The organism is Providencia rustigianii (assembly GCF_900637755.1).
Classification (GTDB): domain Bacteria; phylum Pseudomonadota; class Gammaproteobacteria; order Enterobacterales; family Enterobacteriaceae; genus Providencia; species Providencia rustigianii.
This window is the reverse complement of record NZ_LR134396.1, coordinates 3,789,354-3,809,521: the sequence shown is the minus strand read 5'-3', so window position 1 is coordinate 3,809,521 and position 20,168 is coordinate 3,789,354. Positions and strand designations below refer to the sequence as shown.

Genomic DNA, 20,168 nt, shown 5'->3' with positions numbered 1-20,168 from the left:
AGATGGTGCAGAGTTTACGCGCAATTTTGTCAATATGCATCCATTGCGTGGGGCGGGGAGTTGGGGGATATAAAAAAAGCGAGCTGGTGGCTCGCCTATTCAGATAGATATTTAAATGCGCTTAACTTTGATATCCATTCGGATTCATAGACTGCCAACGCCAGACGTCATCAGCCATATCTTGAATAGAATATTTTGCTTTCCAGCCAAGTTCACGTTCCGCTTTCGCTGGCGTAGACCAATATTCAGCAATATCGCCAGAACGACGTTCTACGATTTTATACGGGATTGGTTTTCCGACCGCTTTCTCAAATGCTGCGATGACTTCCAGTACACTGGTACCTGTACCAGTACCCAGATTATAAATATAGAGGTCAGTACCTTTGTTCATATGATTTAGAGCAGCAATATGACCATCCGCTAGATCCATAACATGGATATAATCACGTACGCCAGTACCATCTTTAGTTGCATAATCGCCACCAAATACAGCTAACTCTTTACGGCGGCCGACAGCGACTTGAGCAATAAATGGCGTCAGGTTATTAGGTATGCCATTAGGATCTTCCCCCATCAAACCTGAGTTATGAGCACCGACAGGATTAAAGTAACGTAGTAAAGAGATTGACCAAGAGCTATCGGAGATGCTGAGATCAGTCAAAATACGTTCAACCATATATTTACTGGTACCATATGGACTATTGGTATTTCCAACTGAGGACTCTTCAGTTAACGGAGTGTGTTCTGGTTCTCCATATACTGTCGCTGAGGAGCTGAAAATTAAGCTTTTCACCCCCGCTTGCTGCATGCTTTGAACTAAAACTAAGGTGCCATTTACATTCACATCATAGTATTCAATTGGCTTTTCAACTGACTCACCAACCGCTTTTAGACCCGCAAAATGAATGACTGAGCTAATCGGATGCTCGGCAAAAATGGTATCCAAAATTGCTTTATCACGAACATCCCCTTGGTAGAACGTAGGTTTAGTCCCCGTGATAGTTTCAATGCGGTTAAGTACTTCAAGATTGGCATTATGCAGATTATCCAAAATAATTGGTTGGATACCTTGCTGGATCATTTGTACACAGGTATGGCTGCCAATATAGCCAAGACCGCCGGTGACTAGAACGCTGGGATATTTCATTTTTTATTCCAATACGATATTTATTTTAGAAAATCACAGATATCATCTTTAGGTATAAAGTCTAAAGGAGATGAGATTAACAAATCTCTAAGAGCAACTAAATTATTAGATTCACAATGAGAAAATAATTCATTGATTATTTGCTCTAAGTCACTCCATTTTAAATATTTTTCATTTGCACTCATGATTAATGGATGCGTTGTTTTGAGTATATTATCGGTGATTAAAAGTTCCTCATAGAGTTTTTCACCCGGTCGTAATCCGGTAATTTTAATTTCAATATCACCGTCTTGGTGCAGTTCATCCTTCAAAGTAAGACCTGAAAGTTTGATCATTTTAGCTGCTAAATCAATAATTCTAACAGGGTCACCCATATCAAGAACAAAAACATCACCATTTTTACCCATAGCTCCTGCTTGGATTACGAGTGATGCTGCTTCCGGAATAGTCATAAAATATCGGGTAATATCTCTATGAGTTAGCGTAATAGGGCCGCCGTTAGCAATTTGCTTTTCAAACAAAGGAACAACGGATCCAGAAGAACCTAGAACATTTCCAAATCGCACCATTGAAAATTGAGTATTGGAACCTCGATTTGCCAACGCTTGTAATATCAATTCTGCAAAGCGTTTAGTTGCTCCCATAATATTTGTAGGTCGAACGGCTTTATCGGTTGATATTAGAACAAATTTTTCTATGTTGCACTCATCCGCTGCTTCCGCAACAGATAGGGTACCGAAAATATTATTTTTAATACCTTCAATAATATTGTATTCAACCAAGGGGACATGTTTATATGCAGCAGCATGATAAATTGTATTTATACAATACTTTGAAATTATCTGGCGTATTTTACTTTTATTTTTAACATCACCTAAAATAGGGATAAGTACGGTATTTGGATTAACCACTGCTGATAGCTCTTTATGTATAGAATATAAAGCAAACTCAGACATCTCATAAAGAACCATTAATTGAGGACTTTGTGACTTTATTTGCCTACAAAGTTCAGAGCCTATAGAGCCTCCAGCCCCTGTGATTAACACATTTTTTCCATGGATGTTTTTTTCTAGTAACTCAGGGATAGGAGATACTTGTTTTCGCCCTAGCAGGTCAGTTATTGAAACTCGCTTGAGGGAGCTAAGTTTAGCAACACCATTGACAATATCATTGAAATCAGGCGTCGTTAGAATTTCACAATTAGACTCTTCTAGCCTTTGGAGAATTTCTTTTTTTCTATGGGAATTTAATCTAGGCATTGCGAGTAAGATTTTTTTTACATGATATTTAGCAATTAATTCCTCAATAGATTCGGATGAGTAAACTTTAATTCCTTGAATAATATGTTTGTTTTTTATAGGGTCATCATCTATATAGCAAACAGGGTTTAATTCTTTATGTTCTTTTAATATAGGAACAAGTTGCCGTCCTGTTTCACCCGCACCATAAATAATGATTGGGATTCCCTTATTTTTTAAATGATGTAGAAAATTACGATAAAATATACGTGATCCAGCCAAGAATACAGCCAAGAGGAAAAAATAGAGTATTGGAACCGTTCGCGGTAAAAAGGCTTGGTGATACCAAGATAATATAATTAATAAAAATGAGGATGCAAAAGCACCAATTATAGCCCATCGTAATATGCTGATATTTACATATCGTATCACTGCTCGATAAAAGCCAATGCGAATGAAAAATAAAATAGAAATAAAGGCAATAACTGAAATTACTAGGGAAGGTGCGAATAAGTCCGAGATGTGAGATCATCGTGTTGTAACCTGAACCCAGAATGAGTAACCGGATGAGCCAGCAACTGACTTTTGCCGACAGTGAGTTTTCCAGTAAACGCCGCCAGACCCGCAAAGAAGTTTTCCTTGGCAGAATGGATGACTTGCTTCCCTGGGACAAATTACTTGGCGTTATCGAGCCTGTGTATCCCAAGGCCGGTAATGGTCGCAGGCCCTATCCGCTGGAAACCATGCTGCGTATTCACTGCATGCAGCAATGGTACAACCTGAGCGATGAGGCCATGGAAGATGCCCTCTATGAAATCGCCTCCATGCGCCAATTTGCTCGCCTGTCACTGGATAAAGCCATTCCAGACCGCACTACCATCATGAATTTCCGGCATTTGCTGGAGCAGCATGAACTGGCCCGCAAAATCTTCAGTACCGTTAATCACTGGCTAGCAGAGTGTGGCGTTCTAATGACCCAGGGCACCTTGGTGGATGCCACCATCATTCAAGCCCCCAGCTCTACCAAAAACAAACACAACAGCCGTGATGAAGACATGCACCAGACCAAGAAAGGTAACCAGTGGTACTTCGGCATGAAAGCGCACATTGGCGTGGACGCCAAAAGTGGCCTGACCCACAGTCTGGTGACCACGGCGGCTAACGAGCACGACCTCAATCAGGTTGGCAAGTTACTGCATGGCGATGAGGAATTTATCTCAGCCGATGCTGGTTATCAGGGGGCCGAAAAGCGCGATGAGCTCAGCGATGTCAGCGCAGACTGGCTTATCGCCAAGCGTCCCGGCAAAGTGAATGCATTGAAGCAACACCCGCGCAAGAACAAGCTGGCCATCCGTTACGAATACCTGAAAGCGAGTATCCGAGCGAAGGTTGAGCATCCATTTCGGATAGTAAAATGTCAGTTTGGTTTCGTCAAAGCCAGGTACAAGGGGCTGGCTAAAAATGACAGTCAACTGGCGATGTTATTCACCCTGGCGAACCTGGTTCGAGTTGACCAATTGATACGGGCACAGGCGAGATCTACCTGAAATGAGGAAATTGGCCTGAAACAGGGCCAAAATCAGCCACGAAGAGACGATTTTGGGCTGAAAATTGGAAAATTGAGCCACAGGACGTCGATAAAGGACGGTTTGGGGCGTCATATCGGGAGCTGCGGACCACTTAATCGCAACTTCCCTAGCCAATGACTATAACTTGTTATAGGCGTTTCTCTATCGAGTCTTAACCAGAATGCTGCCCAATATGAAAAATAGATTATAGTAATGTCAAAAAACATTAAAATAATTGACTTTATAAGTCTATTAGTACTTGGTTTACTCATTGTCATAATGATAGCTTTAGTTTTTGAATATTTTCAATATGGTTAAAAAAATAATTTTAATATCTAAAACTATTGATTTATTTTTAACATAATCTAAATAATAGCGGGCTTTAATAGGCATGATAATATCGATATATGCTTGATGTGGGTCAGCATATTTAGCAAGAATATCATTTTCGTTTATCATTGCGATTGATGCTAAGTCAGTAATTCCAGGTTTAATAGATAGAATTATTTCTCTTGTTTCAGGTGGATATTTCTCCATATATTTAGGTACTTCAGGCCTTGGCCCAACAAGGCTCATATCCCCATACAAAACATCGATAAGCTGAGCAAGTTCATCAAGCTTATATTTACGGATAAATTTTCCTGAACGAGTGATTCTTTCATCATCACCAATGGTTAGTTGACTCATTCTTTCAGTATCTACCTTCATACTTCTAAATTTATGTATGAAAAATGTCTTACCATGAATACCAACACGTTTTTGTCTAAAGAATATTGGACCGGTTGAGTCTTTTTTTATCCATAGAGCAATGAATAAAAAAATTGGTGATAAGATAATCAGCCCCAAAATTGAGGCTAAAATATCTAATAATCTTTTTATAAAAAAATAGATTATTTCCATCAAGCTAAAATCTCTTTAATTGCATTGATTACTCGATATTGGTCATCTTCGGTCATTGTTGTGTATAAAGGAATTGAAACTATTTTATCGAATGCTTTTTCTGCAACAGGGAAACTCTCTGCTTTTAGGTTATACTTTTCTTTCCATACAGGGTGACGATGTAATGGGATAAAGTGTACCGAGCATCCAATATTTCGTTTTGACATTTCAATGATAAAGTCATCCCTAGAAATTTTCACGGAATCATCTAATCGAATGGTAAATAAATGCCATGCGTGCTGATCATTCTCAGGTGCTTTTTCGGGTAAAATAATTGGTAGATTTTTTAATTCGTTGAAATAAATTTCTGCCATAGCTTCACGTTTTACTTGGAATGCATTTATTTTCTTCAATTGATGTATACCAATTGCAGCTGAAATATCTGGCATATTATATTTAAAACCAGGTTCAATCACTTCATAAAACCAAGCAGGTGTTTTTGATTGATAGCGGTCGAAAGCATCTCTGCTAATACCATGCAATCTCATTATTTTTGCTCGATTGATAATATCTATATTGTGAGATACAAGCATCCCACCTTCAGCAGTGGTCATCGTTTTATTTGCATAAAAACTAAAAACGGTTGCATCTGTATCTAATGTACCAATATATTTACCATTGTAAATAGTTGGAAAAGAGTGTGCTGCATCTTCGATAACTTTGATATTATTTTTACGTGCAATGGCTATTATTTCATTCATATTACAGGCTAGACCAGCAAAATGGACAGGAATAACAGCTTTAGTTTTATTAGTAATTGCCTGTTTAAATGCCTCAGGATTCATATTGAGGGTATCTTCACAAGAATCGACAAATATAGGATCCGCACCTAAATATCTAACAACTTCAGCGGTTGTTGTGAATGTATATGTAGGGACTATAACCTCATCTCCAGGACCGATACCAATTGCTTCTAATGCAAGATGTAGGCCTGCTGTTGCGGAGTTTATCGCAATTGCTTGCACGTTATTCCCGAGATAATCAGCAAAATCCTGCTCAAATTGCTTTGCTTTAGGACCTGTTGTTATCCAGCCACTTTTGAGAGAGTCTACAACTTCATCGATTTCTTCTTGACCAATTTCAGGGAAGGAGAACGGTAAAAATTTACTCATGATATACCTTCTATTTTAGTCTTTTAACTATGCCATTAATCGCATAGAAAACGTAATTGATAATTCTTTTATGTGTGGAAATTTCTTTGAAACTCCAATACAGCTTAAATGTTTTGATTGCTGCATTTATTTTATTACCAGAAATTTGGTTTTTTCTTACCCGATATTGTACGAGAGACTCTGATATTCCGTTAATATTATAATTTTTAATAAGTAATGAAATCCATAGATGAGTATCTTGTCTGAGCCTTATTTCACTAAAACGTATATCACCTTTATTTCTTTTATTTATTAATGTGGTAGAACAGCCAATACACGTATTTCTCATGTAAGAGTCTAAAGTTATATCTGAGTCTGGAATAACCTTTCCGGAGATAGAATTAGCATTTTCATCAACAAAGCTATAACCAGTACATACAACATCAACATCAGGATTTTTCAATAGAAATTTAACTTGACGATCTAATTTTTCCATATTCCAGATATCGTCAGCATCAATAAATGCAATAAAATCAAATGATGCATTTTCCAAGCCTAGATTTCTTGCTTTACCGGCTCCTCCATTTTGAGGGCTTGGTATGAGTTTAATTCTAGAGTCACTATAAGATTGAATAATCTCTACTGTATTGTCTGTTGAACAATCATCTACAATGATTAATTCGTAATTTGTATACTCTTGATTTAAGACGGATTCAATTGTATCTTGAATATATAAACTAGAGTTATAGCATGGCATGATAATTGATATATAAGGTTTTAAATCTTGCATCTTTAATCATTACCAAACAGGTCACGGGTATACACTTTATCCGCCACATCTTCCAACTCTGGCACCATGCGGTTAGTCAGAATAATGTCGCTTTCCGCTTTAAAGGCTTCTAAGTCACGAATAACTTTAGAGCGGAAGAATTCATCTTCTTTTAAAACGGGTTCGTAGACGATAACTTCAATGCCTTTAGCTTTGATGCGCTTCATCACCCCTTGCACCGCAGAAGAGCGGAAATTATCAGAGCCCGCTTTCATGACTAAGCGATACACGCCCACTTTACGTGGCGCTTTAGCAATAATCGCATCCGAGATAAAGTCTTTGCGGGTACGGTTTGATTCAACGATGGCATTAATCAGGGTATTTGGCACATCATCGTAGTTTGCCAGTAGCTGCTTGGTGTCTTTCGGTAAGCAATAACCGCCATAACCAAAGGATGGGTTATTGTAATGGCTACCAATACGTGGGTCTAAAGAAACACCCTCGATAATTTGGCGAGCATTCAAACCACGGCTTTCAGCATAAGTATCTAATTCATTGAAATAGGCGACGCGCATCGCTAAATAGGTGTTTGCGAACAGCTTGATAGCTTCGGCTTCAGTGCCATCAGTAAACAACACTGGAACATCTTTTTTAATCGCGCCTTCGAGTAACAGGTTAGCAAAAATTTGTGCACGTTCAGAGCGCTCGCCCACCACAATACGGGAAGGATATAAGTTATCCCACAGCGCACGACCTTCACGTAAAAATTCCGGGGAGAAAATCACATTGGTGTAACCAAACTCATCACGCAGACGCGCGGTAAAGCCCACGGGAATGGTGGATTTCACGATAATGGTCGCATCTGGATTCAGTTTGTTCACATCGTGAATGACGGATTCCACTGAATTGGTGTTGAAGTAGTTGGTTTTTGGGTCGTAATCTGTCGGCGTCGCCACAATCACGTATTGTGCACCCGTATAGGCTTCAACCTTGTCTTGTGTTGCTCGGAAATTTAGCGTTTTTTCGGTTAAAAACTGCTCGATTTCAGTATCGATAATCGGCGATTGCTTGTTATTCAGCATGGCCACTTTTTCAGGGATGATATCGACCGCCACCACTTCATGGTGTTGGGACAGTAACATGGCGTTAGACAGACCGACATAGCCGGTACCTGCGATTGCTATTTTCATGGTGATATATTTTTAATGTTAGAAAATGTATAAAAGTATTTAATTTTTGATTAAAAGTCATTCTTTTTTTTGTAGTTTATCAATTCATCTGTATTACCATGTTGAAAATAAAAATATTTATCTAAAAAGTTAATAGGTCTATCTCGACCATATCCAATAGGTAGGTATTGATAAGAACCAATGATTCGACATAGGATATTTTGGGCTCTCCATGTCAATCGTTTCATCAATTTATTTCTAGGTGATATGAATATGAATTTAGGTATGAATTTAAAAAGCCTTGATGTTGCAATGGCAAATTTTCGCTCAGGACTTATTTGTTTATCAGTATAATTTATGGAGTAAAGATTGGATAAAAAGATATCAATATAATCTTTTTTTATTAAGAAAAATGATTGCTGCAATGGGTTTTTAAAATCATTACACTTTCCAAACATATAAGGCTTTTTCATATTGTTTATACAAAACTCAATAACTCCTGAGCCAGATAATAATGCATCTTGCTCTATATATATATAATAGTCACAATCACAGCTTTGAGCATATGACATTGAATGTAAAACAGATCTCATCCAACCTGAATATTTTCCTGTATGTTGAGTTGAGTGACCTCCATTCTCGTTCAAAGATATGAACACTATATTTTTTAATATTGGATCTATATTGGGTTTTATTGGTGAGTTACTATCAATAATACATATCCTTTCAGGATTGGAATTACTGAGTATTGAATTAATCCATATTTCATGGAAATCAGAAGATCTAATACTATCATCACCATAATAGTTATCTCTATCTTTGTTATTGTTTATAGCACACCACCATCCAGAACCTATAATATATTTCATTAAAAATCATCTCCTATTAATTTTTTTAATTTACTTATTGATGATGTCTTATTGTAGTTGCTTATTACATATTTTCTTTTAATATTTAATTTACTATTATCTCTTTTGGTCTGTATAGAGTTAATTATTTCTGATAATTCATATATTGCATATGACTTGTTTTCACTAGGGTCTGAAAAACTATAAGAATCATCGATATCATATGCTTCACCTAATATTTCCTGGGGACCATACTTACATTTTGAATATATAATAGAACATCCATAATATAAACCTTCTAGCACTACAAGCCCAAAGCCTTCCACATAAGATGGAATTATTAAGTAGTCTATACGGTTTAATAGTTCAGGAATATCATTTCGGCTTCCTAAAAAATGCACTCTAGATTCTAAATTATAATTTTCACACAATTTCAATAAATATGGCTTTTGTTCACCATCACCAATTATCCAAAAATCAAATTTAGAAGAAGGATTGTTTTTAATAGATAAAGCGATTGCTTCTATAAAAACATCACAGCCTTTAATATGATCTAATCGCCCAACGAAAGCAAAACTAATATTTTCACTATCTATTTCACTATCTATTTCATTATTATTATCGACAGCAGGAGGAGTAAAGTAATTTTCAATTAAAAATATTTTTTTTATACCATAAAACTTTGTAAGTTCTTTGGAAATTCCTTTTGATATAGTTATAACAGGAATGCTTCTTTTTTTTATCAAGTACATTGTAATGAAAATAAAAATCCTATTTAAATAATTTCTTTTTTTATATGCAATAGATGGAACTGTATGTATAGAAACTATTTTTTCATATGGGCTTTTTCTATAAACTATCAAATTTATGAAATTTGCTCGCTCCATATAAGAAATGACGGTATCAGGATTAACTTTTTTGATCATTTTTTTACAGAAAAACAAATCACTTAATAAATTTTTGCTTTTTCCCGAATATAGTGTTATTGATGAGTCTATTTTGTACTCAATGTTACCCTTAGGAACTATAAGAGATACATCGTAACCAGAAGCTATAAGGTCATTAGCATTCTGGATTGCTACTTTTTCACCACCACCAATGGTTAGCGTTGGTATAATGATTGCTATTTTTTTCATGTTAACTAGTCATGTAAAGGTGTTTATGGACTAAGGTATTTTCTATTAAATAAAAAGTAGCCTGGAACTAATATGGCTAGACTTGATACAGATAATCCTATAACTATAGCTGGCCAAGTTAAATATATAGATAAGATAAAAGATACTAGTACATTTAATAAAAAACCTAAAATCATGAAGATAAGTCTATAACGTTCTAATGAAATGCTATTTAATAAATTTAATTTAGACAAGGATAGTAATTGTAATGGGCATAAAAAGAAAAAAGATATAAAGATATAAACGCATTCTATAGGATAGTAAAAATATAATCCTATAGCAGTTATAAACCAAAAAGGAATGGAATAAAAATAATATTTTATTGTTAAATATTGAATTTCTTTAAACTCAATATTTAATTTGGCCTTAGATTCTTCAGCGAATTGATATAATTTAGCTTCTTTAACACTAGAGATACTATTCAGTAGCATCAAAAAAACATTAAAAAACCTATAAGAAATAGCATACCATCCCGCAATTTCTTTCCCAAAGATAGAGTAAATTAATATTTTGTCTACATTTAAATACGCATTTCTGAAGACAGATGAAATCATAAAACTATGACCTAATTTTATTTGTGCTAAAATCAAATTAGGGATTGATAAAAATGGGGGGAATGATATTTTGTTTCTCCATATAAAAAGTCTAAATAAAATGGATATAATAGATACTATGAAATAAATATTAACCCATGTAGAATACAAGTTATCTTTTTCAAGATAAAGTAAAAATAAAGAAGATATAGTTAAAACGCATGATGATATTATATTAGTAACTGAATCAATGAAAATATTTTTATCATACTCAGATAAAGCATAAGATTTAAATATTCCAGGGATTGCAGTAAATGAATATTCGGATATTAATATAATTATTAAGTCACTTGGTTTTATTGATATATCAATAAATAAGAAAATTATACAAAGAGTGAATGTAACTATAATAAGGAAAATAAGTGATGAAATAAGGTATTCCCCGATGATTATTTTACCGTCTTCTCCTTTAGCTTTTCTGCGCATAAATAAATTATAGCTACCGTAAGTACAGAGGCATAGTATTATAGAGCAGATGGATATACTTGTGGTAAAGCTTGCTAATTCTTGAACGCTTAAAGTGAATGTTAAGATTATAAAGTAAAAAAAACGAATTCCAAAGACACCGATGTTGCCGAGTAGAAAAGAAAATAATTTATTGTTCATTATTGTTATTTAAAAATAAAGCACTTAAAATCAAAATTTGAGGGTCAGTTATGAATGCAGCAGGAATAGATATGACAACCCAACCTAAGATTATTGAAGATTTAAATAGGTAATCTTTGTTATTTCTCTTTAAAAATAAGATCGTATATTTAAGACCGTATAAAAATGCAACTAAAATTAGGCTAAACCAAATTAAAGGGCCATAAACTAAGGCAATATAGATATGTTCATTATCCGTTGCAGATGATTTTGAACCAAAATAGTCTTTCCCCCACCCAATGAACACGAATTCAGGAGTCTCTAGAGCTGAGTTAATTATTCGTTCTCTTTTTTCTATTCTTATTTTATAAGAGCTTCTTTCTGTGCCTTCTTTAAATAAAGTAGATAAATAATATAATCCACCCTGCTTATCCTCCAATTTTTGCAGTAAATTAAGATTTAAAAATAAAATAGATGCAGAAAGTATTACTAAAACTAATGGTATTATAAAAAATGGTTTTTTAACTAAGTATAATATTGTGATATAAGTAGCTATAATGAAAAAAGTTAAAAATGCTGTTTGTGACTGTGATAAAAGTATTGAGAAAGTACCAATAAGAATTGTTGAATATTTTAATAATCTATCGAAATAATGGTTAACATTGAATTTAAAAATAATAAATAATGTTAATAATAAACACATGATTCCGTTGCTATTAGGGCCAGGGGATAATCCAAGAGCTCTTGAGTTTAATAACAAAGACTCTTGTAAATGAACCTCTGAGTTATAAAAAATACTTATTGTATATGTGATTATGGATGAGTCTTTGAATAAATATTGTAAAATGCAAATTAAAAAATTAATCCAAAGATAAAGGGTCACTATTGATATAAAGGATTTATTTATATTTATGAAGTTTTTTCTAAATAGAAATAATAATGCCAAGGGGATAAACCTGAATATTTCTGACAAGTCTTTCAATATTTCCCCTGTGACTAGAGATCGAATCCAAGATGTAAATATCCAATATATAATTATAATAATGGTTATATATAAAGCTAAACCTTTTGTAGGCTTTGATGTTATTCCCAATAAAATAAGAGGAATGATAACTACTATATGGTAAAGATCAAAATACTTAGCTGGAAAAAATAAGGTTAAGAATATAAATAAATTAACAAGCATAATAGAGGGCTTGATTTTTGATTTAATTCTATTAGAAAAATCTTTTATCATTTATGTATTCATCAAAGTATTTAGGTTATTTAAATTTAACTAAAAGATAAATTATTTAAAAATTGAAACATTCGCTTTTGAGTAAGTTATTTTTTCATTATCGTCTTTATTTTATTATAAAGCCCTACTTTTTTTATGAGATCAATGGTCGAATTTCTAAAAGCTCGTTTCATCTTGGATGTGGTATATGTTAGATTTTTTTTGGATTTTAAAAATTTTAATTTTAGTCCATAGCTTTCATTTAAAAATAGCTCAATCAATTTTATATCATCAAAGTCTTTTCTTTCTTTTCTTTTCTTTTTAAACGAACATATCTGTTCTAATGGTAGAAATCGAATATTTAAAAAATTAAAAGTACTTGTTTTAAAATTGAATATATCATCTAACGAGAAATCATAACATTTAATGTAGTCATTATGAGACTCCACTAGTAATTTTTTATTTGACGCTAAGTGGTCATTCTTGATGAAAAAATCAATATCATTTGATTTTCTAAGTCCTAAAACAGATAAAAAATAACTACCAGTAACAACTATATCAGTAGTGTTAATAAAATTATCAGTTACAAATTTGTATATTCCTTTTAATTTGGCTAGCTCTATGTTATTTAGATATTTTTCGCTATCTGGATAAAATGTAACTTGTGATATTTTTATGGTTTCATTCTTGCTATCTGTTGTATGAATGCAATGTTTTGAATTTTTATATTTAGCTCTGAATTTTGTTTTCAATAAAATATCATGTTCACTAGATATAGATTTATATATAACAATGTGCGTTTTATAATTAGCCAAAAATGTTTTTTCTGATTTATTCCAAGTGCCTCCCCAATTATTTAAACTACTTCCTATCCAGTTTTCAGATTCATAGGCACTAGCACACAGGTTATTGACCCCATTATTGTTTAGATTCATTGATAGGCTAAAAATGAACTCATTCCCAAAAAAATCTTTTATATCTTGTATTTGTTCAACTTTAGCGAATGGCCAAATAATGGCAATTCGAATGTTATCATCAAAATTAATCAATTCATCTATAAGTTTATAAATAAATTTAGGGTCATTAGACCTACTTTGGAAAAAATTGATATCATATTTACAATCTATATCTTTTAATTTTACTACGGGTAATTCTAAGTTTAAATAGCTTGCTATCGCTATTCGATGGGCGCCGTCAAGTGGGGTACCATGAGGAGATATGGGAATTAAACTTTTTTCTTGGTCAAAACCGTTTTGGTTAATATCATCGATTAAAATTTTGAATTGGTGAATGTAATCTTGAGGTGATTTTTTAGTTGAGTTTCCTGGTTCATGAAAAGTACCTCTGGTAAAGGAATCTATTGTTTCAAGGTAAAGTTTCTCATAATAATTTATAGAATTAATATCGTTTTTTAATAGCGAATGTAGATAAGCAACTTTTACTATAATGTCAACCCTGTTATGGTCAATTAAGCTCTTTGCGGAAGTTAATTCCGCTTTTATAGGTGTGATGACATTTTTATGAAATCGGGAGTCAATTTTATTCATTGAAGTTAAATTTATACCAAGTAAGAGCTCTAAATATATTTATGGTTGAGCTAGTTTATAATTACAACTATGGGATAATATATCACTATATTAATTGACATATGACTGATTTAATTATTTTTAGAATAAATTATTGAACAATACACTGTACTAAAAACCCATAGCTACCGCACTGGGTTTTCGGGTCCCAGAGCTCCATTGAATTTTCAATTCTAATGTTTATTCATTGAATTCCTTGCAAATTTCATCATCAAGGTCAATGAATAAACACTGCTTCTGACCATCATCTCAGCGGGTTTTCCCACAATTGACACAATCAATCAAAAGCCCTTAATAATAACACTAAAGACTGAGGGTGACTATCATATGAGTCGCCCTAAATCATATTGATACCATCAGATTGAGTAGGCGGACAAATTGCAGCCTATAACGTTATATAACGCAATAAAACACTGCTAGCTGTTAAGGATTTCACATAAAGCGGTTTTTTCGCGTAAACTCCGCGGCTAAATAGTGCATCAATCAACCATGAATATGAATCAGCAACGCCTAGTGACACTATAAGAATACTGATATTTATCCTCATAATCATATCTATGTTATTAAAATATCAGAAAAACAAATTATCCGCGTGAATTTGGGGGTTAATAACGCAATCGAATTTGGTAGCGTCTTATGAGAATTATCTTACTGATAAAATTATACCTATTTTAGATAGTAATTTCGTCAAGGAAAATACCTTATGGTAATTGGCAAAAATGATTTAAATATGAACATCAAAATTCGATAAATAATTAGTACTCAATAACAGAACCTATGGATCTATTTACAGCTATTTTATTTACGCAGATATTGGCTAAGATAATTTGCAATAAACCATAAAAAAGCCTCCAGCCGAAATGATATCAACTAGAGGCTTCTACTCTATCTATTCTTATACAACTATGGATGAGATTCTAGCGCCCGTGCTCTGGCAGCCAAATCTGTAATCTCAATCCACCGAGCGGGCTGTCATCCGCTTTTACCCAGCCTTTATGCTGCGAAATAGCGGTTTCGACAATCGCTAAGCCCAATCCTGTGCCTCCTGATGCCCGATCACGCGCCTCATCAGTACGGTAGAACGGACGGAAAATGTGCTCACGGTCAGCAGGGCTAACACCCGGGCCATCATCATCGACGGTAATCAGCACACCATTATTTTCTTCTTTGAAATTAACGGCAATATGGGTATTGGAATAACGTAGCGCATTACGCACGATATTCTCAAAGGCACTCCCCACTGCGGAAGGATTACAATACAACGACCAAGGGCCTGGCGGCGAAATCACATCTAAGGTTTTATTCATCTGCTCAGCTTCAAAGCTGGCATCATCCAAAATATCTCCCCAAAGCTCATCGGCGGTGATATTTTCTCGCAGGATCTCATTTTTGTGCTGACTGCGTGACAGTACCAGCAAGTCATTGATCATACTGTCTAATCGATGAGTCTCTGTTTCGATACGTTCCAACTCTTTACTTTCGCCATGACGACGGCGCAATAGTGCAGTCGCTAATTGTAGGCGAGTCAGTGGTGTACGCAGTTCATGAGAAATATCAGAAATTAACCGTTGTTGAGCGGTCACCATACCATCTAACGCACTGATCATATGGTTGAAACTGTTACCCGCCGAGAGGAATTCTTGAGGTCCAGATTCTAACTCAGGATGAGGGCGTAAATTACCTTTGGCCACATCATCCGCCGCCATTTTTAGCTTACGGGCTGGACGAGCCAAACTCCATGAAAGCCATAAAAGGAGAGGCGCACTGATCAACATTGTGGCAATTAATAGCAAGAATGGTCGGTCAAACAGTAAGTTAATAAAGTCTGACTGTGGGCTACTTGACGGACGAACTAAATACAGTTGGTAGTGATCCTCGCCATCTCGAATCGAGAAAGGACCTAGAATTTCAGCTCGACCGTACTTTTTCTTTTTTGGGTGATCGGCATTATCGGATTGACCAATAAAGTTGCGGATTACCTGCATTTCACTCGGCATAGCGCCAATGACGCGACCTTCACTAGTCACGATAATAAGCCGTTGACCGGGAGGCGCCCACTTTTTGATAGCGTTAGAAATCCGCCGCCACCAAAGCAGGTCGTTCATCGGAGCTTGCGCAAGTTCAGCTTCAATATGTTGCTCAAGCATTTCCCCTTGGCGTTGCTCACTTTCCATTAGGACGGTGAGCTGCCTTGAGTCTAGCTTGGGCACCATCAGCACTAGCATTAAAACCAGTGCGAGGGTGAACCAGAAAATCGCAAATATTCTAGCGGTTAAGCTGTTGATCATGTTGCCGAAACCATTAAGTAACCACGACCACGTAAGGTTTTAAACCACGGCTGCCCATCGGTACGTTCAGGAAGTTTGCGACGTAAATTTGAAATGTGCATATCAATCGCACGGTCAAATGGCGTGAGGCGTTTACCTAGGACTTCTTGGCTTAAATGTTCTCTGGAAACCACTTGCCCCAAATGCTGCGCTAATAAATAGAGCAGGGTGAACTCGGTTCCGGTCAAATCCAGAATTTCGTTATCGAAACTGGCTTCTTGACGACCTGGATTGAGCTGTAATTTATCCACTTGTAATGTTGGGGTATTACTATTGTCACCTTGAGTTTGCTCGCTCCAGTTTGAGCGGCGTAATAAGGCTCGAATACGCGCAACCAGTTCTCTATCATTAAATGGTTTTGGCAGATAGTCATCAGCGCCTAGTTCTAAGCCGAGGACTTTATCCAATTCACTGCCCCGAGCCGTCAACATAATGACGGGGGTTTGATGTAATTGGCGTAACTCTTTTAATGTCTCAATCCCATTTTTCTTTGGCATCATGACATCAAGGAGTAATAGGTCAATGGATGAGTCGATTTGCTGCAATGCCTGTTCACCATCATAGGCAATGACAACATTGAAACCTTCCATTTCCAGCAGTTCTTTTAAGAGCGACGTGAGTTCACGGTCGTCATCAACCAATAGGATTTTATGCATTAATTAAGTCCTCCAACTGCCAAAATACGATAAGAATCTTTACTATTCCATGACTTTACGTTCTTTTACATGCTCTGACGCTAGTTTGCAGCCGACCGCGTATATTTATCCGTATTGAATCACGAGCACAGTTCGGAGACAAGGTATCTAAATGCAAAGAATAGTACATAGAACAATAAATAGTTCAGTACATAAAACAGCAGCATTTGTTTTAGCTTCTGCATTTATTTTTGCACCTGTCACTGCACTTGGTGAGTCATCAGAAAATAGTACGAATAATGATGAAATGCCAATTCTTGTGTTACAGATGCAGTCAGAACAATCAGAGCCAACAACTCGCATTTCTATTCAAGTTCAAAACCATGAATTGTTTAGTCATGAGGAGCGAGCAAGTACTTTTTTGTTCAATGGTATCACGTTGAATGAAGAACAACGCCAAAGATTACGCGATTTGATGGCTACCCAGCGACATCGACATGTCGAAGATGCTGAGTCAGTCCAGCAACATAATGAATTACACAAACTTATTATATCGGATAGCTTCGATGAAAAAGCTGTTCGAAAACAACTTGAAAAGCAATTGCAAAAAGAACTGGATGAACGTGTAGATATGGCACGTATTCATTATGAGTTATACCAGTTACTGACGCCAGAGCAGAAGGCGCAACTTGAGCAAATTCATCAGCATAAGATGGCTGAATTTCAAGTTAAGCAATAGATATCCTAGTAGTGAAGATTGTTGAGTTTTAAAGCCTGTAGTTGAGTTCTTAAGTAAGTAGTGAAGTAGCAATAACTGAAGTTTTTTCCTTGCCATAGACACCATCCCTGTCTTTTATAGCCCCTTTTAGGGGCTTTTTTTTGTTTTGAAAACGTTTATGTTAACTATAGTTGACATTTTTAGTTCGTAGATTATAGTTAACCGCAGAGAATATGGAGGTTCTATGTTGACGGTATTTACGACCGATATTTTTGATAAATGGATGCATGAACTTAAAGATATAAGAGCAAAAACAAAAATACAGGTAAGAATTCGCCGCTTAAAAAATGGTAACTTTGGTGATGTTGAATCCATTGGTGAAGGATTTTCAGAACTAAAAATTCATGAAGGAAAAGGGTATAGGGTCTACTTAAAAAAAGTAGAGAATACGATAGTATTGTTAATTAATGGGGGAAGTAAATCGACACAGCAGAAAGATATCGACCGAGCTAAGCAAATTTTTCGTGAAATTGAAGGTGACCTATGAGTATAAAAATAAAAGAATATGACATCGCTGAGCATCTGGCGAGCGAAGAAGAAATCCAATTATATTTGAATGAAATACTTGAAGAAGGCGATCCCGCATTAATACTGTCAGCGTTAGGTGATATTGCTAGAGCGAGAAATATGACTCAGCTGGCTAAAGATGTTGGAATGAGTCGAGAAGGCTTATATAAAGCGTTGTCTGGTCAGGGAAATCCAACGTTTACAACGATTATGAAAATCGTCCATTCTCTTGGATTCAAATTACAGTTTAAAAGGGCGCTGTAATTATCCGCTTTCAATCGCTAATTTTTATTTGGACCAGATGTTGTCTATACATTTATTTCCCGCGTAGTATTCTCTTAAATTCCCACACACTGACTTTTCTCTCTATATACAGGAAGCATTGCTCATGATCCAAGTGTTAACCAACCAAGATTATAAAAACATGCCGTGGAAAAATGGGCTGGGATTCACTCTCGAAGTGGCGCGAAGCCATGGTGAAGGGTTGGAAAACTTTGACTGGCGAGTGTCTATTGCGGATGTGAAATCTGCGGGCAGCTTTTCCTATTTTCCGAACAAACGCCGCATTATTGGTGTATTGGAGGGGACTGGATTAACTCTACAGATCGACAAAAATCCACAGGTTCGTTTATTACAAAAACAATTTCATGCCTTTGACGGTGAAAGCGAGGTGTATGCGGAACTGCTTGAAGAGGCAATCCGTGATTTTAACCTGATTTACAACCCCGAAAAATATTTAGCCCGCTTACAATGGATTGATACCCCATCAACAACTTTATGGGTCAGTCATGCTAGCCAAGTGATTGTCTTTAATTTACAGGGGCAATTAAATCTCCAAGTGGAAGAACAGCCGTATCAACTTAATGATTTTGAAACGTTATTGGTGAAAAAAGACACTATGCCATGGGGTTATATTGCTGCTCCCGAAAATCATGGAGATTTTTGTGTGATTGAATTATTTGAAAGATAACGCTACGAAAAATACAAAGTGAATTTTGTGTATTGTCGACATATCAAAATACGTCTGGTTGTTTAGTGGATAATTCTGATAATTTTACTCTTTGGATGGAATTGTTATCAAATTCATAAAATAGATATTTATGGCTTTATTCTTATTGTTATTTTCAACAGAATCCCTAGCCTGAGACTATTGTCTCTTTATATGTGTATTTCCTCCAAGGATTAGAAAAATATGAAAATGAAGGCGCTTGTTGCAGTTGCAGTTTCTGCGGTCATCTTAACGGGCTGTAAAAACATGGACACGGGGATGCTGACCAATTCGGGTATGCAGTTATTCCAAGCGGCATCTCTATCGGATGCCGATGTTAAAAAATTCAGCGATGAAGCTTGTAAAGAAATGGACGCACAGAACAAAATTGCGCCTGCATCAAGCAAATACGCTCAACGTTTAAGCAAAATATCAAAAGCACTGGGAAGCGAAGTTGATGGTAACCCAGTGAATTACAAAGTTTATCTGACTGAAGATGTGAACGCATGGGCAATGGCGAATGGCTGTGTTCGTGTTTACAGCGGTCTGATGGATGTCATGAACGACAACGAAGTTGAAGGCGTTCTGGGTCACGAAATGGGCCACGTTGCATTGGGTCACACTCGCAAAGCTATGCAAGTCGCTTACGCAACGGTTGCCGCTCGTACTGCGGTAGCAGCATCTGGTAATAGCGCGGTGCAGCAATTAAGCTCCTCGCAAGTGGCCGCTTTAGGTGAAAAACTGGTTAACTCCCAATTCTCTCAACACCAAGAAAGCCAAGCGGATGATTTTTCTTATGATCTGCTGAAAAAACGTGGTGTTAGCACTGCGGGCTTAGTGACTGGTTTTGAAAAACTGTCCAAAATGGGTAGCCAAGAAACCAGCATGTTCGATTCTCACCCACCGTCAGCTGAACGTGCAGAACATATCCGTGAACGTATTGCGGCAGATAAAAAATAATTTTTTATCTTAAAAAGAATGATGGGGAAGTGTTTGCTTCCCCATTTTT

General features: G+C 35.9%; 19 protein-coding genes. 6 read left to right on the top strand and 13 right to left on the bottom strand.

Annotated features, from left to right (window positions below; genetic code table 11):
* Positions 1 to 121 precede the first annotated feature (121 nt).
* Together galE and EL244_RS17580 are read right to left on the bottom strand one after the other, a co-directional pair.
* Entirely contained in the window at positions 122 to 1,147 is a 1,026-nt protein-coding gene (gene galE, locus EL244_RS17585) for a UDP-glucose 4-epimerase GalE (RefSeq protein WP_126462599.1), read from the bottom strand.
* Positions 1,148 to 1,167: 20 nt separating this feature from the next.
* Positions 1,168 to 2,817 (bottom strand): polysaccharide biosynthesis protein, encoded by a 1,650-nt coding sequence (locus EL244_RS17580; RefSeq protein WP_232004557.1) that lies wholly within the window; start codon positions 2,815 to 2,817, stop codon positions 1,168 to 1,170.
* A 134-nt stretch (positions 2,818 to 2,951) separates the two neighbouring features.
* Between EL244_RS17580 and EL244_RS17575 the strand changes: the two genes are divergently transcribed.
* Positions 2,952 to 3,932 (top strand): IS5-like element ISEc68 family transposase, encoded by a 981-nt coding sequence (locus EL244_RS17575; RefSeq protein WP_000082736.1) that lies wholly within the window; start codon positions 2,952 to 2,954, stop codon positions 3,930 to 3,932.
* 309 nt (positions 3,933 to 4,241) lie between these two features.
* On the opposite strand, the gene EL244_RS17570 is transcribed toward EL244_RS17575, so the two are convergent.
* The 11 genes from EL244_RS17570 to cpxR all read right to left on the bottom strand — a co-directional run bounded on the left by EL244_RS17570 (position 4,242) and on the right by cpxR (position 16,907).
* Positions 4,242 to 4,853, bottom strand: coding sequence for a sugar transferase (locus EL244_RS17570; RefSeq protein ID WP_126462593.1), 612 nt, complete (start codon positions 4,851 to 4,853; stop codon positions 4,242 to 4,244).
* Complete coding sequence (locus tag EL244_RS17565; protein ID WP_126462590.1) at positions 4,853 to 6,004, bottom strand: DegT/DnrJ/EryC1/StrS family aminotransferase; 1,152 nt, start codon at positions 6,002 to 6,004, stop codon at positions 4,853 to 4,855. Before EL244_RS17565 ends, EL244_RS17570 begins: the two co-directional genes overlap by 1 nt.
* A gap of 10 nt (positions 6,005 to 6,014) precedes the next feature.
* Positions 6,015 to 6,773: a glycosyltransferase family 2 protein gene (locus tag EL244_RS17560; protein ID WP_126462587.1), complete on the bottom strand. Its 759-nt coding sequence runs from the start codon at positions 6,771 to 6,773 to the stop codon at positions 6,015 to 6,017.
* Between the two features lie 2 nt (positions 6,774 to 6,775).
* Complete coding sequence (locus EL244_RS17555) at positions 6,776 to 7,942, bottom strand: nucleotide sugar dehydrogenase (RefSeq protein ID WP_126462584.1); 1,167 nt, start codon at positions 7,940 to 7,942, stop codon at positions 6,776 to 6,778.
* 50 nt (positions 7,943 to 7,992) lie between these two features.
* Positions 7,993 to 8,790, bottom strand: a complete 798-nt coding sequence (locus tag EL244_RS17550; protein ID WP_126462581.1) for a hypothetical protein — start codon at positions 8,788 to 8,790, stop codon at positions 7,993 to 7,995.
* Positions 8,790 to 9,905, bottom strand: a complete 1,116-nt coding sequence (locus EL244_RS17545; protein ID WP_126462578.1) for a glycosyltransferase — start codon at positions 9,903 to 9,905, stop codon at positions 8,790 to 8,792. The genes EL244_RS17550 and EL244_RS17545 overlap by 1 nt, the downstream gene beginning before the upstream one ends.
* Before the next feature lie 23 nt (positions 9,906 to 9,928).
* The gene (locus EL244_RS17540; RefSeq protein ID WP_126462575.1) at positions 9,929 to 11,143 is read right to left on the bottom strand and encodes an oligosaccharide flippase family protein; all 1,215 of its coding nucleotides are present in this window, start codon (positions 11,141 to 11,143) and stop codon (positions 9,929 to 9,931) included.
* A complete protein-coding gene (locus EL244_RS17535; protein ID WP_126462572.1) occupies positions 11,133 to 12,359 on the bottom strand; it encodes a hypothetical protein in 1,227 nt (408 codons plus the stop codon). The genes EL244_RS17540 and EL244_RS17535 overlap by 11 nt, the downstream gene beginning before the upstream one ends.
* 86 nt (positions 12,360 to 12,445) lie before the next feature.
* Positions 12,446 to 13,885 (bottom strand): hypothetical protein, encoded by a 1,440-nt coding sequence (locus tag EL244_RS17530; RefSeq protein WP_126462569.1) that lies wholly within the window; start codon positions 13,883 to 13,885, stop codon positions 12,446 to 12,448.
* A gap of 956 nt (positions 13,886 to 14,841) precedes the next feature.
* Entirely contained in the window at positions 14,842 to 16,212 is a 1,371-nt protein-coding gene (cpxA, locus tag EL244_RS17525; RefSeq protein ID WP_006816215.1) for an envelope stress sensor histidine kinase CpxA, read from the bottom strand.
* Positions 16,209 to 16,907: an envelope stress response regulator transcription factor CpxR gene (gene cpxR / locus EL244_RS17520; protein ID WP_006816216.1), complete on the bottom strand. Its 699-nt coding sequence runs from the start codon at positions 16,905 to 16,907 to the stop codon at positions 16,209 to 16,211. The genes cpxA and cpxR overlap by 4 nt, the downstream gene beginning before the upstream one ends.
* Before the next feature lie 151 nt (positions 16,908 to 17,058).
* Between cpxR and EL244_RS17515 the strand changes: the two genes are divergently transcribed.
* The 5 genes from EL244_RS17515 (at position 17,059) to loiP (ending at position 20,119) form a co-directional block, all read left to right on the top strand.
* Positions 17,059 to 17,625, top strand: a complete 567-nt coding sequence (locus EL244_RS17515; RefSeq protein WP_006816217.1) for a Spy/CpxP family protein refolding chaperone — start codon at positions 17,059 to 17,061, stop codon at positions 17,623 to 17,625.
* 223 nt (positions 17,626 to 17,848) lie between these two features.
* Complete coding sequence (locus EL244_RS17510) at positions 17,849 to 18,151, top strand: type II toxin-antitoxin system RelE/ParE family toxin (RefSeq protein WP_006816297.1); 303 nt, start codon at positions 17,849 to 17,851, stop codon at positions 18,149 to 18,151.
* Positions 18,148 to 18,435 (top strand): addiction module antidote protein, encoded by a 288-nt coding sequence (locus EL244_RS17505; protein WP_006816296.1) that lies wholly within the window; start codon positions 18,148 to 18,150, stop codon positions 18,433 to 18,435. The genes EL244_RS17510 and EL244_RS17505 overlap by 4 nt, the downstream gene beginning before the upstream one ends.
* 124 nt (positions 18,436 to 18,559) lie before the next feature.
* Positions 18,560 to 19,141 (top strand): HutD/Ves family protein, encoded by a 582-nt coding sequence (locus EL244_RS17500; protein WP_126462566.1) that lies wholly within the window; start codon positions 18,560 to 18,562, stop codon positions 19,139 to 19,141.
* 222 nt (positions 19,142 to 19,363) lie between these two features.
* Positions 19,364 to 20,119 carry a metalloprotease LoiP gene (gene loiP, locus EL244_RS17495; protein ID WP_006816294.1) on the top strand — a complete coding sequence of 252 codons (756 nt, stop codon included), beginning with the start codon at positions 19,364 to 19,366 and terminating at the stop codon, positions 20,117 to 20,119.
* Positions 20,120 to 20,168: the final 49 nt, after the last annotated feature.